A 13,640-nucleotide genomic window follows, 5' to 3' on the forward strand; every position below is an offset into this window, starting at 1 on the left:
CGTGACTCGCATGAGTCACGCCTGCCCCTGTTCGGAACCATCTATTTCCCGACAGCCCCTTTTGTTACGCATGATGCATTTCCATATATTCCTTTGGAGTACACCCCATATATTTTTTAAACACCCTGTGAAAATAAGAGTAGTCTGCAAATCCCAGGTCTTCCGCCACGGAAGCGATCGTCTCCGTCCCCTCCTTCAGCAGCTGGCAGGCAGCCGCCACCCGCACCTGTGTGAGATACTCAATGGGCGTCAGCTTCAGAAACCGTTTAAAACAACGGTTGCATTCACTCAGGCTGATACTGGCAGCCGCGGCGATCTGGGACAGGGTAATGCGGTCCGAGTAGTGATTCTGGATATAGGAAAGCATTTCTTTTATCCTGGGGGCATTGGACAGCGTGTACAGATCCGTGTTGTTAGCAGGGATGGAGTTGTAATTGCGCAGCATTAACATCCATGCACAGGAAAGCAAGTTTTTAACATCCAGTTCATAGGCGAAATCCTGCTGGTTCGCCGATATAAAAGCCCTGTTCAAATAATTCAGTACCCCTGAATGCCATGAAACCTCTTCTTTGAACGTCAGGTAGTTCAGATCAGCGTTATTGATCACGGAAGCAACATACTTTGTATAGAGATAGATGTCTTTTTCCGAGCATATGGCCGAAGGATGCAGTTGAAAACTGTATCCCACACACTCTGATTCCCCCTTAAAATTAAGGTGATGGAACACATTGGAATTGATGAATATCCCATCCCCCCTCTGCAGCAGAATATCCTTTCCGTTCACGGACACATCCAGGGTTCCTTCCAGTATTACATTAAACTGGATGGAACGATGCCAGTGCCTGCTGGAAAAAGCATAATCCCCAACATGAAATATATCAAGAAAAACCTTGATCCCTTCGGGAAATGAAGGGATGGAGATCTCTTCCTCATGCTGGCTTAAAAGCAGCTCCGAGGCACGCATTATATTGGTATATTTTTCAGAAGTAACGTCCATTCTATCCCACCCTCTCCAAGAAACGCCGACCCATAACATTATCATTCTTTTCCGGCATTTTAGCCTTATCTATAGTTTACAAAATATCCGCTCATAAATCCATTATTATGTTTGCTGAACACATATCTTTTTTTGCTGCGTGCCCAATTTCCTCCCCTGCTCACAGCCCTGCCGGATTACAGCCAAATGGCTGTACAGCACGCAGAATATACTTCATAATCAAAATTATGTCAAGGGCGGGGGCATATCCAAAGAGGACCCGTTGGCAGGCTGAATATTATACGATACAAACGTTTAATATTTAACCGTTCAACAGGTCCTCTGATTTTCTGTTCAGTTATTTTTTTCCAATGCTGAATCTCAGCAAACATCCGGTCTCTGCTTTACGATACAGCTTCCAAGCATCATCCCCTTCTGACGCTCTATATGTTTTGTCACTGCCTGCACTGCCATGTCTGCGTCACGATGTTTCAATCCCTGGATAATGGCCTCATGTTCCTGAACCAGGATCCTGCTGTCATGGCATGTATTCAGCGCTCTTACCCGGAAGCGGTACATGGTGCTTTCAAAGTCCCTGATAAGCTTCAGAAGAGTGCGGTTGTCCGACAGTTGGTATATGATATCATGAAACGCCTCATCCGCCTCCACGCTGGCAAGCACGTCACCCCTGGCCAGGGTACGGCAAAAGTCTTCATTGGCTCGTTCCATGCACTGGATCCCTTCCTGTGTCACGTGGCAGACACCATCTGATATTGCCAGCTTTTCCAGGGCGGAACGTATCTCAAGGGTATCTTCAATGTCCTGGCAGGATACGGATTCCACAATAGCACGGCCGCGCTTGCGCCTTACAAGGCCCTCTTTTTCCAGACGGATAATGGCCTTTCTCACAGGAGTCCTGCTCACCTTCATGTCCTCGGCCAGGAAACACTCCAGCAGGTGATCCCCCGGCTTCAGCGATTCACTGACGATCCTGTGATATAATGTATTATGAATCATCTGGTACAGCGGCTGTCCCTTGTCCGTATCATCAACCGCCCAATCCTGTGTAAACATACAACCTCCTGTTAAATCCAGTGTACTCTATCTATATGGGAATCAATCAATCTTAGGCGCGCAGCTCCATGTGATCACTGCCATATCCGTACCTATATTGGTCAGCTCATGGGGTTCTCCTTCATAAACCAGGATAATGTCGCCTTCATGGAGCTCATAAAATTCATCGGTCTGGGTATTATGCATCAGGACCTCTCCCCTGCTGACATAAAATACTTCATGGCCTTCCGGATGTCCGGGGTCGATCCCTCCGGTCTGTCCGGGATGAAGTGTGGAGGAACCAAACACGATCTTTGGTGTGATCACATACTCCCTGCAAATCTCCGGTCCGTCCAGATATATCCTGCTCTCTTCTTTCTTGATTACCTTCATCTTTCTACCTCACTTTGTCATATTTTACATACTTGTTTTGTCAAAGCACTCCGTCAGGTCACGGAACAGCTTACAGTACATTTCATATCTCTCATCATACAGTTCCTTGTCGTCCGGACGGGCTTCGTATCGGTCCTTGATCTGGATCATATTATTCACCGCATCCTCCACGCTTGAGAAGACGCCGGTGGCTGTGCCTGCAAGGATTGCGGCGCCAAGGCATGCGGCCTCCTTTGATTTCACGGTCACAAGGGAAATATCATTGATATCTGCTTTGATCTGGTTCCACACCTTGCTCTTGGAACCGCCGCCCAGGGAGCGCACTTCTTTTACAGTGATGCCCATATCGGCCAGGGCTTCCAGATTCCTTCTGAGAATGAATCCCAGGGATTCCATAATGGATCTTGCAAAATGTGCCTTTGTGTGGTTCAGACTGAATCCAAACCATACTCCCTTTGCCTTTGCATTGATATCAGGCGCCAGGGAACCTGATAAATGGGGAAGCATCACAAGGCCGTCACATCCCGGAGCCACTTGATCCACCTCGCTGCTGATCAGATCATAGGCATCCCCGCCTCCTGCCGCCTGAACCGCCATCTCATCCGCGCAGAACTTATCCCTGAACCATCTAAGCGTCATGCCGCCTGTGGTAAATGTATGGATCATATATGTATCGGGAAGGGCAAAGTAATGGAGGGGCATCTTCCGGTTGGGATCAAACACAGGCTTGGATACCGGTGCGCAGATCGCAAGAGCTGCGCCGATGGTCTCGGAGAACATGCCTTCCTTTATGTTTCCTGCGCCAATGGCTCCCGCCGCCTGGTCCAGGGCTCCCATACATACGGTGACCGGGCAGTTAAGACCAAACTCCCTTGCCACTTCCGGGATCATATCATCCACCACAGTGCCGGACTCCGCCACCTCGGCCAGCTGGGATTCACGGATACCGATAAAGTCCAGCATATCTTTCCAATAACATTTGTTAATGATATCCCAATATACGGAGGAACACACCAGGGATCCTTCCGTGTAAAAATGTCCGGTCATACGGTAGATCAGATAATCCTCCACCAGAAGGAACCTGTCCGTATTGGCAAATATCTCCGGCTCATTCTTTTTCAGCCACAGGATCTTAGGGGCCGGCCAGCATGGTTCAAAGCTTACCTGCCCGGTTACCCGGTAACATGTCTCATTGCCAAACCGTTCTTCCATCTCCCGGGCTTCGTCCACTGCCCGGTTATCCATCCATACAATTGCATTGCCCAGCGTCTTTCCCTGTTTGTCAATGCAGATCAGCGTCTCTCCCTGTGCGGATATTGCCAATGCTATCTTGTCACCGCTTCCCACCGGATAGGCTGCCGTAATCTCCTCCAGCCCTTTTTTTAATGACTGCCAGTAAACCTCTGCGTCCACTTCCACATAATTTACTTTGGGGGTAAGCAATGCATATTCCTGTGTGGACACTGCTAAAAGCGTGCCTTTTCCATCAAAAAGAGCAACCTTAAGTGCTGTTGTTCCTACATCCAATCCTATAAGTAACTGCATTATTCTCCTCCTTAACTTTGTTGTATTAAGCATAGTTCAATCCCTGCCATGTGTCGATTAAGTATGTTGTCCCATACATTACATTTTTTGCCCGCAACACTTTAAGCAATGTTTTGCACGGCTGCCGAAACAGGTGATTTATCTTATGTAGCTGGTCTTGATCTTGGGCTCCTTCTCAGGCATTACAAGACCTTTCTCCCTGCCCGCTTCCATGCATTTAAGCATCCATGCCATGTTCCTTCCAAGGGTACGCATGGTCTGCATGCCTTCCTCATCCTGTCTGGTTTCCTCCGGCGTATGTCCATGGATCACATTGTAATAATTGGAGGAGACAATGGGCATTCCGGCCAGATTAAAATACTTGTTCAGGACGTCAATGGTGGCCGTGGTTCCGGCTCTTCTGGCAGATGCGACTGCTGCTGCCGGTTTTAAATAGAATTTATTTCCGGCCATAAAGATCCTGTCAAGCAAAGACAGGACAGCGCCTGTGGGTGATGCAAAATAAACAGGGCTGCCCACGATCAGGCCGTCTGCCGTCTCCATCTTATCCAGCACCTCATTGACAATCCCGCCGTCAAAGATACACCTGTTTCCGTTGCCGGAACAGGCGCCGCATCCTGTACATCCCATGATACAGTTCTTCTTGATATGCATGATCTCTGCTTCGATCCCCTCTTCTTCAAGCGTCCTTGCCACCTCACTGAGTGCGGTATAGGTACATCCTCTTTCATTTGGACTCCCATTTAATAATAAAACCTTCATCCTTTCTAAACCTCTCTTTCTCTTATTTCTTCCATATTACGGGTTGTCAGAAATGCAATGATCAGGGCCAGGATTCCTGCCGCCAGTTTTGCGGCCATGAACGACATGATCATCTCCGGCTCCACCCCCAGTACGAAACTTAGCTGACTTCCAAAAATCGCAGCACAGGTCACACTCCAGGCAGCATTGATGACGATCCCTCTGCGGGACATATTCTTCATCATTGCAAATGTGGGCACACCGCTGGCCATGGTAAATATGATCCCGCTTGTGCTGACCGCATCCAATCCTATCTTTCTTCCAATTATGTTCAGCGTTTTTTTAAGCAGCCGGATAAATATCTCAAGCACGGGCAGCATACCGATGAGCACAATGGTCATGCCGCACACCACCGCCATGCTTTCCATGACCGGGGTAAAATCCCCAATGATGGTAACTCCGGTGAGATAGGAGATACTTCCAATGGTAATCCCCACAATTCCCAGTTTTGAGATCATGTTTCCAAATGCTTCCACACAGCGCACAATCCTGCCCGGACAGAACCTGAATCCCCATATCAAGATCAGAGACAGCAGGATCACCGGCACGTGGTTGATCAGGATCAGATTCCAGGGGATCCCCATAAAAGCTCCCCCCATTATGCTTCCAAAGGGGATGGCCGCGATCCCAAGCAGCATCCCCCTTGAAAAATACGGCATATCCTCAGGTTCCACCATGGCCTGGCCTACCGGGATTGAAAATGTCAGGGTCCCGCCCAGCATGGATGCCGTGGCCAGCCCCACCATGCGGGCGATCTCCTTGGATTCAGCCAGGGACATGGCCAGCTGGTAACCGCCCATATCACAGCCCAGAAGGATACCAAACACAGCCGGGTCCGCTCCTATAAAACGGAATACAGGCACCAACGCAGGCTGCAGCAGTTTTGCTATGAGGGGAGCCAGGGACATGATTCCGGCAATGGACAGCATCATGGGCCCGGCCATTCCAAACCCTTCCTTCATTTTCTCTCCAATGTGGAACCGGCAGTCCATGAGAAGATCTGCCCCTCCTGCCACAATCCCCACCGCAACTATGATCTTTATTACCTGATATGCGGACATGCGATTTCTCCTCCTCATTGCAAAACGGCCGCAGTGACATTCCCGCTGCGGCCATCTTTCTCCTGGTACGCTTCCGGGCGTACTTCTCTGAAAAAAACTTATTTTAACAGCAATTGATCAAATCCCATGTAGTCGCAGAATGCGGACAATTCCTTGGTATAGTCGCCTTCCTTGATCACAAAGTGGTGATCCATGCCGCCCTTGATCAGCTGATCGATCACAGACTGGGCAGGGGTATCAAACTGCAGGTTCACAAGCAGCTTGGAGCCGCCTTCCACCCACTCCTCATGTGTTACAGGCAGGGTTCTGCCCTTTGCAACAAACATCTTATAATTTCCGCCATTGCCCACAATTGCGCTGACTGTAACGGTATCCATGGCCTTGTGGGGCACGCCCACAAAGGTGCCCAGTTCGCCGCTGGGGTTGATCTGTGCCCTGTCAAGGCTGTCAGCCAGTGACATTGCAGTGCTTCCCTCGTGCGCAACAGGAACGATATTTCTTTCTATGTCAATGCTTCCGGCCTCGCCAAGGGCAACCACTCCGCCGCCGGCCAGCTGGTTCAGTGTGTTGATCACAAACGCATGGCCCAGATCGCCTTCCGTATCCACCAGCACGCCCTCATCTGCCATCCAGGAGGATACCAGATTCATCAGGCCGCCGTAGTTGGGATAGCACTCAGCAGCAACAGAGGTAAGATGATACTTTGCAATAACCTCCTTGGTAGCCATGTAAACCTTTGCCATGTAAACCAGGGCCTTTTTGTCTGCCACGGATTTCCCGCTGCGTTTCATCAGTTCAGCCAGTGTCTTTTCAGCTTCCTCATCTGAAATTGCCGCTGCGCGGTCTGTCACTTCCTCCATCTCGATATGTACAAAGGTAACACCTGTCTTCTTTGTAAAATCCCACTCTTCCTTGCTCATATCCTGAGGTCCGCAAACTCGCCATGTCTGTCTCGGTCCCATAAGGCCAATGACCATGTCCTTTGCATTGTCAACAGCAGCGCCCACTTTTGCATAGGACTCGATGCCTTCAATAACAGCCTGATCCTCCGGCAGTCCGTAAACGTAATCATACGTATATCCCATTGCCTTTAAGATAGAGCCGTAATGCTGGATGCACCCGATGGAGAATGTCTCCGTATAGGGAACTGCCCAGAACACGGTGGGAACCTGAAGTTTGGTGGTAAAAATATACTTCATGGAATCAATGACCCATGTGATGTCCATGATCACCAGGGAGTTTACATTTTCTTTCTTAAATGTATCGCAGGCTTCCAGTGCCGCCGCCGCATCCCAGATCAGCTCAGGATATACCACAACCTCCATACCGGCTGCCGTCATGGCCTTCCTGGCCCTTGCAAGCAGATCATCACCGCGCTCGCCGCCGGATTCCACAGGGCTGGCAACTGCTGCCAAACCAATTTTAATCTTTTTCATTTTCATATTCTCCCTTCTGATTACAGTAAACCGGCAATCTTTAATGTCTCCACCAGCCCTGGAACCTGGTCCTCAGGCATTGGAAGGATCGGCATTCTAGGATCACTGCTCGGACGGCCTAAGAGCTCAACTGCTTTCTTGATGCCTGCCGGGAAGTTGTCCTCAGCTCCTATCACGCTGGTCAGAGGTGCAATGCTGTAGTAAACTTCTCTTGCCTTCTTAATATCGCCGTTCTCAACCGCATTCATGATGTCCAGAACCTGCTTTGGAGCAACGTTTGCTGTTGCCAGGATAATAGCCTTTGCGCCTACTGCCAGCGCCGGAAGGGTCAGGTCATCTGCGCCTGTGAAAATGGAAATGTTGGTATCGCCGTATTTTCTGAAGATCTCAGCAAGGAGAGGCATGCTTCCGCTGGTTTCTTTCATACCGATCACATTGGGAATCTGGATCAGTCTGTCAAACTTTTCAATGGTAATGTCGATTCCGGTTGCGCCCGGGTGATTGTACAGAACAATGGGAATACCGACTTCAGCCACTGCCTCATAGTGCTTTACAAGTCCCTCATCTGTTGTATTGCCGATGGGTGAGAGAACCAGGGCGGCGTCTGCCCCTGCATCCTTGGCATCCTGTACCAGCTCAATGGTCTGTGCGGTCATGGAAGCGCCAGCACCTGCAATGATCTTTCCCTCTGTGCCCATGGCTTCCCTTGCCGCCTTGATCGCAGCCACTCTCTCTTCTCTGGTAAGGGCTGCCGCCTCACCGGTAGAGCCATTGACACACATGCCTGCACAGCCCTGAGCCATGAGATATTTTACATTTTCCTTTAAGCCTTCCAGATCAAGAGTATTGTCGGCGTTGAAGCCTACCATTAATGCGGGATAAAGTCCTTTGAATTCAATTGATTTTGTTAACATTTCTGCTTCCTCCTTATTTTTTATATGTTTCGTTTCATAGGTTCCTACTTATTTCAACAGGCCCAGGACATATTCCAGATTCTGGCGGAAATTGCCGTCCCCAACAAATTTCTTGGCAAACAGAGCGCTTCCCATTGTGAACGTCCATGGGTTCATTTTCAGAACCTCTGCAACCCTTTCATCGCTTCCAATGCTGCCTGCCAGGATAACGGGCTTCTTTGCCTTTGCTATGTATTCTGCTGACAGGGCAGCCGGATCGCCGTCCACATACCTGTACCCCAGCAGATCAGTTCCCATGCAGCCTTTTTCAGCAAACATTGCTTCCTGGTCCAGCATCTCCTGTACAGTTCCCTGCAGAATGCTTGGGTTCTGTGTTACTGTACCTGCAAATGGGCAATACTTTAAATCTGTTGTCTTAATATACTCAAACACGCTGTCATAAAAGATGGTTCCTACCAGATAATCAAATCCGCACTCCACTGCCAGTTTGGCGCCACGCATGCATTCCTCTTCAGTGTAGCTTACCACTTCCAGGAATGTGGTCTTTCCGTTGTCCTTCATGCACTGTGTCAGTTCCTTCATCTTGTCCGGTTCCATGCCGTGATCCTTAAATCCCCAATACTTAACCGGAAGGTCCTTACACGCCAGGAATGTCTCCATTGCATCCGGCACCGTTACATCATTGTGTGTTAACATAACTATTAATTCTGACATCTTCATCTTCTCCTTTTCGCTTTTCTGTTTGTTGTAGTTATCTTGTTGCAATTATTGCTTTTGCTTAGCACGCACTAATCATAATCCAACCTTGCATTATTTGTCGATTAAGTATATTGCCGCTGGTATTACATTTTTTGCCTTCCTGGTATTTACTGATTTATCAAGGTTCCTCCACATATACTTCCTTGCTTTTTACATTACATATCTTGCTTTTTACATATATATCAATTGAGAGGGGATTTTTTTTGTGATATGATTCTATATAACAATTATTGCTTTTACCAAAAGAAGGGGGCATGAATCAATGGAGGCTGTTTTTCTATCCAAAACAGATGTTTATAATGGCAATTATTCCATCACCAAGCGTGATGCTACCCATGAATTTTCAAAAGAAATGCATTACCATGACTTTTACGAGATGCAGTTTTACCTCTGCGAGTCCGAGGACGGAAAGATAGGGGAAATTACCATGAACGGCAAAACCAGGGAGCTGACTCAGGGATGTATGGTCCTGATCAATATGTTTGATGTGCATCAGATCAACATTACCTGCAAGGTTCCATATACACGCTACTGTATTTCCTTTGATTCCAGTCTGCTGCTTTTTGCATGTTCCAATGCATCCAATCTGTTCAACATCTTTTCACACTGCGCTGACGTAAAATACTCCCAGCCTCTGACCCCGGCACAGATTGCTACCTTTGTGAGCATTTACAATAAGCACGAACATTTAACCGTCAGACACGGGCGGGATATCATGGAGAAATCCCTGATCCTGGAAATTTTTGCCCATATCTACGACATTTTCTATGACGGGCAGGAAATCAGTGCCACGGACTCCAGAAGCCTTGCCGTCATCACGGAGCTGATCAATTACATAGACGCCAACATTGCCGGGGACCTTTCCCTGGAACGGCTTGCAGAGCATGTGAATTTCAGCGCCTTTCACCTGAGCCGTATGTTCAAACGGTATACAGGCACCACCCTGAACAAGTACATCATTACCAAACGGATCGACAAAGCCAAGCTGTCACTGAAAAGCCAGGTTCCTATCACTACGGTCAGTAAGGAAGTTGGCTTTAACAACTACAATCATTTTTACAGGACCTTTAAAAATGTAACAGGCATCAATCCTGCCAAATACAAGGAGATCATGGAAAAGGAGAAATAATATGAAAGACTTTAACCAGAAATACTTTACAGGCGACTCCGCTGCGCATTCCCGCTCAGTGTACAAGGGAAGCGGGTATGACCCCCAGGACCTGAACCGCCCCCACATCGGGATTGCCAACACCTTCAGCGAAAATTCCGCAGGCCACGCCCATCTGAGGGAGCTGGCTGCTGCTGTGAAAAGCGCTATATGGCAGGCAGGCGGCGTTCCCTTTGAGTTCGGACTCCCCTCCACCTGCGCCGAGGTTGCCATTGGCACGGATACCATGTGTATGGACCTGGCCATGCGTGACATTGTGGCATCCGGCATTGAGATTGTGAGCAGTGTCCAGCATTTTGACGGACTGGTTCTTTTATCCGGCTGTGATAACATTGTCCCCGGCACCCTTCTGGCAGCTGCCAGACTGGACATCCCGGCCATCTGCTGTACCGGCGGACCCATGCTCTCCGGCCGTCTGGACGGCAAACAGTTCCTACAGTGCGATGTCACCGAGTTCTCATATGGACAGATCTCAAAGGGAACCGCAAGCAGGGAAGCCATCCTAAAAGCGGAGTGCAGTGCCTGCCCGTCCATGGGTGCCTGTTCCTCCATGGGAACAGCCAACACCATGCAGATCCTGGCCGAGGCCCTGGGAATGACCCTTCCCGGCGCATCTACCATCCCTGCCGTATTCACAGATAAGATCATCAGCTGTAAGCAGATCGGACGCAGGATCGTGGATATGGTCCACGAGAATCTGGTCCCCTCCCGGATCATCACCAGGAAAGCCATTGAAAATGCAATCTACATGGATCTGGCCATCGGCGGTTCCACCAACGCGGTCCTCCACCTTCTGGCCTTGGCCAATGAGCTGAATATTGAATTGTCCTTACAGGATTTTGAGAGACTAAGCCGCACCACGCCATGTATTGCAAATGTGCGCCCCAGCGGAGTCTACGCAGTGGACGACCTGTTCTATTCCGGCGGTGTGCCTGCCATCTTTAAGCAGCTGGAATCCATTGTCCACAAGGAATGCCTGAATGTCAGCGGCCAGACCCTGGGCGAGATCCTGAGTACTGTCCCATCCGAACCTGATGACGTGATCCGCTCCCTGGACAATCCGATCGTAAAGGACGGCGGGCTTGCGATCCTGTCAGGAAACCTGGCCCTCAACGGCTGTGTTGTGCGCTCCTCCACAGTCAAGGAGAGCATGCATCATTTCCGTGGTACGGCCAAGGTATTTTCCAGCGACAGCGAGGCACATGACTCCATTATCCAGGAAAAGGTACGGCCCGGTGATATTATCGTGGTCCGATATTGCGGCCCCGTGGGCGCGCCCGGAATGGTGGAGATCATGGAAGCCACCGAGGCCATCATCAACCTTGGCCTGGACGAAAGCGTTGCGCTGATCACAGACGGAAGGTTCTCCGGCTTCTGCCACGGCCCCATCATCGGACATGTATCGCCTGAGGCGGCCATTGGCGGAACCATCGCCCTGGTGGAGGATGGGGATCTGATCGATATTGATATCCCGGGGCGCTCCCTGACCCTGCTGGTGTCTGATGAGGAGCTGGAAAAGAGACAAAAAGATCTGGTCTTTCCGGAACCGAACATTAAAAAAGGATTTATGCGCACCTATGCCAAGAACTGTCTGCCTCCGGAAAAGGGAGCAGCCATGCAGATGTGGGATTAAATAAGGGATTGGCAAAAACAGCCCAGGCAATATTCCTAAATGGAATCATTGCCTGGGCTGTTTTTGATACTTCTTATATGGATACCCTCATCGGACAAGGGTATAAATACTAAAAGTCAGGTGCCGGCTCAGATGGCGGCACAGGCAGGGGTGAGCAAGGGCTGATAAGACCCTGGGGTAGCTCGGGCATAGGAATGGATTGAGTGGACCATTCTTTGATGGAGGGTTCCCTGCCTGTGCCGTCCATCTGAACCAGCACCTTTTTATTTTATATTCCCAGTTCTCTTCTCAGAAACTTTGCAACGCCGTCATGGTCGCAGTCTTCCAGTACATCCGTCACTGCCTGCTTCACCACCTCCAGCGCATTGGCCGGCGCATAGCTTCTGTCAGCGATCTCGATCATTGGCATGTCGTTATGGTTATCCCCAAACACCACCAGCTGGCCGCATCCCAGCATGTCCTTCAGCCTTAAAAGGGCATGGCGCTTGCTGGCCTTGTGGCTGAACACCTCAAGACAGTAAAGTCCATTATAGATATTCAGGTAACAGGTATAGTGGATTCCCCGGACCTGGTCAAGGCTTTTGCAGATGGGTTCTAATTCCTGCTCCGTGCCTGTGAGGGCAAAGTAGACCACATCCCCCTGTTCCATCTCTTTTCTGAAATCATCGGTCCGGTACACACGCTCACAGCTCTCCAAGGCCCTTTTGCTGTAATACTGCTCCTGGGCTTTTAAGGAATCATCACCGTAGCAGATGCTGATCTGTTCATCATGGAACAGATACATGAAACAGGATTTTTTATTTTCCTCAAATGCTCCTATTACTTCCCGTGCCGCATCCTTTTCTATCTTCTCTGCGTGAAGGTATTTCTTTGTGTTAAAGTCATAGATAAACACGCCGTTTGTCAGGATAGCCGGGGTCTGAAGGTTCAATTGTTTCAGTCTGTAATCACAACCATAAGGCATTCTTGCGGTGGCAACAGAGAACAGCATTCCGACCTCAATACACCGGTTGATGATCCCGGCCGTGTAATCCGTCACTTCCTTTTTGCTGTTCAGCAGAGTTCCGTCCAGATCTGATATATATAATGTCTTCATAAGCATCCTCCTCTAATATCTTTCCAATATCTCAAAATAGTCCGTCTTCTCATCTTCCGTAATGCGGCGGATCACCTTACAGGGTACGCCCGCAGCAACCACATTGGCAGGGATATCTCTGGTTATGACACTTCCTGCACCAATTATAGTATTATCGCCTATGGTGATTCCGTGGTCCATGTGTACGCCACCTCCCACCCATACATGATTGCCAATTTTCACAGGTTTTGCAAAGCAGGCCCCGGCTGCTCTTTCAGCAGCATTATAGGCATGTCTCGCCGTATAGATGGAAACCCGTGGTCCAAACAATACATTATCTCCTATCTCAATAGGACCTGGATCCAATAAAATGCAGTCAAAATTTGCATAGAAATTCTTTCCCACCGATATATTAAAACCAAATTCGCAGCGAAAACCAGGTTCAAAAAAGGCATGTTCCCCCACTTTTTTCATTAACTTTTTCAAAAGGGGTTCCCGGATTTCCGGTGCCTGACCATAGCTGGCGTTATACTCATTGGTGAGTTCGACCGCAACTCTCCTTGCTTCCACCAGTTCCGGGGTTAAATCATTATATATCTTTCCCTGTAATATCCGCTGTTTCTGCTCATCAAACGTCATCTCTCTATTCCTCCTCAAGTCAAGATATGTTATCTAAAGTATAAATTGATTCCGTTTTTTTTCCTATTACATTTCTTGCTCGAATGATGACATTTACATTGATGTACAAATGCACCTCAAAAGGCGTTAAAACCCCATTCCTGGTTTTTAACGCCTTTTGCTACCTTCTCCTGGTATTAAAGCTCCT

13 protein-coding genes are annotated in these 13,640 nt (G+C 49.0%); 2 read left to right on the forward strand and 11 right to left on the reverse strand.

The window, feature by feature from the left end; genetic code table 11:
* Positions 1-64: 64 nt before the first annotated feature.
* The 9 genes from CLFS41_RS24405 to CLFS41_RS24445 form a co-directional block, all read right to left on the reverse strand.
* Entirely contained in the window at positions 65-997 is a 933-nt protein-coding gene (locus CLFS41_RS24405; RefSeq protein WP_045093785.1) for an AraC family transcriptional regulator, read from the reverse strand.
* 360 nt (positions 998-1,357) lie between these two features.
* Positions 1,358-2,050 (reverse strand): GntR family transcriptional regulator, encoded by a 693-nt coding sequence (locus CLFS41_RS24410; RefSeq protein ID WP_007867666.1) that lies wholly within the window; start codon positions 2,048-2,050, stop codon positions 1,358-1,360.
* A 42-nt stretch (positions 2,051-2,092) separates the two neighbouring features.
* Positions 2,093-2,422 carry a cupin domain-containing protein gene (locus CLFS41_RS24415; protein ID WP_007867668.1) on the reverse strand — a complete coding sequence of 110 codons (330 nt, stop codon included), beginning with the start codon at positions 2,420-2,422 and terminating at the stop codon, positions 2,093-2,095.
* A gap of 24 nt (positions 2,423-2,446) precedes the next feature.
* The gene (locus CLFS41_RS24420; RefSeq protein ID WP_007867670.1) at positions 2,447-3,967 is read right to left on the reverse strand and encodes an FGGY family carbohydrate kinase; all 1,521 of its coding nucleotides are present in this window, start codon (positions 3,965-3,967) and stop codon (positions 2,447-2,449) included.
* Between the two features lie 138 nt (positions 3,968-4,105).
* On the reverse strand, positions 4,106-4,729 hold the full coding sequence (locus CLFS41_RS24425; protein WP_045093786.1) for a flavodoxin family protein: 624 nt from the start codon (positions 4,727-4,729) through the stop codon (positions 4,106-4,108).
* Between the two features lie 5 nt (positions 4,730-4,734).
* Positions 4,735-5,829: an ethanolamine utilization protein EutH gene (locus tag CLFS41_RS24430; protein ID WP_045093787.1), complete on the reverse strand. Its 1,095-nt coding sequence runs from the start codon at positions 5,827-5,829 to the stop codon at positions 4,735-4,737.
* A 98-nt stretch (positions 5,830-5,927) separates the two neighbouring features.
* Positions 5,928-7,265 (reverse strand): hypothetical protein, encoded by a 1,338-nt coding sequence (locus tag CLFS41_RS24435; RefSeq protein ID WP_242856909.1) that lies wholly within the window; start codon positions 7,263-7,265, stop codon positions 5,928-5,930.
* A gap of 20 nt (positions 7,266-7,285) precedes the next feature.
* A complete protein-coding gene (gene dapA / locus CLFS41_RS24440) occupies positions 7,286-8,179 on the reverse strand; it encodes a 4-hydroxy-tetrahydrodipicolinate synthase (RefSeq protein WP_045093789.1) in 894 nt (297 codons plus the stop codon).
* Positions 8,180-8,227: 48 nt separating this feature from the next.
* Positions 8,228-8,893 carry a hypothetical protein gene (locus CLFS41_RS24445; RefSeq protein WP_082082685.1) on the reverse strand — a complete coding sequence of 222 codons (666 nt, stop codon included), beginning with the start codon at positions 8,891-8,893 and terminating at the stop codon, positions 8,228-8,230.
* 307 nt (positions 8,894-9,200) lie between these two features.
* On the opposite strand from CLFS41_RS24445, the gene CLFS41_RS24450 reads away from it, so the two are divergent.
* Positions 9,201-10,067: an AraC family transcriptional regulator gene (locus CLFS41_RS24450; RefSeq protein ID WP_007862650.1), complete on the forward strand. Its 867-nt coding sequence runs from the start codon at positions 9,201-9,203 to the stop codon at positions 10,065-10,067.
* 1 nt (position 10,068) lies between these two features.
* Positions 10,069-11,739: a dihydroxy-acid dehydratase gene (gene ilvD, locus CLFS41_RS24455; RefSeq protein ID WP_045093791.1), complete on the forward strand. Its 1,671-nt coding sequence runs from the start codon at positions 10,069-10,071 to the stop codon at positions 11,737-11,739.
* Between the two features lie 268 nt (positions 11,740-12,007).
* On the opposite strand, the gene CLFS41_RS24460 is transcribed toward ilvD, so the two are convergent.
* Together CLFS41_RS24460 and CLFS41_RS24465 are read right to left on the reverse strand one after the other, a co-directional pair.
* Positions 12,008-12,835: an HAD family hydrolase gene (locus CLFS41_RS24460; RefSeq protein ID WP_045093792.1), complete on the reverse strand. Its 828-nt coding sequence runs from the start codon at positions 12,833-12,835 to the stop codon at positions 12,008-12,010.
* A gap of 12 nt (positions 12,836-12,847) precedes the next feature.
* Entirely contained in the window at positions 12,848-13,453 is a 606-nt protein-coding gene (locus tag CLFS41_RS24465) for a sugar O-acetyltransferase (protein ID WP_045093793.1), read from the reverse strand.
* Positions 13,454-13,640: the final 187 nt, after the last annotated feature.

The sequence above is a fragment of the Clostridium sp. FS41 genome (genome assembly GCF_000954015.1).
Lineage (GTDB): Bacteria > Bacillota > Clostridia > Lachnospirales > Lachnospiraceae > Enterocloster > Enterocloster citroniae.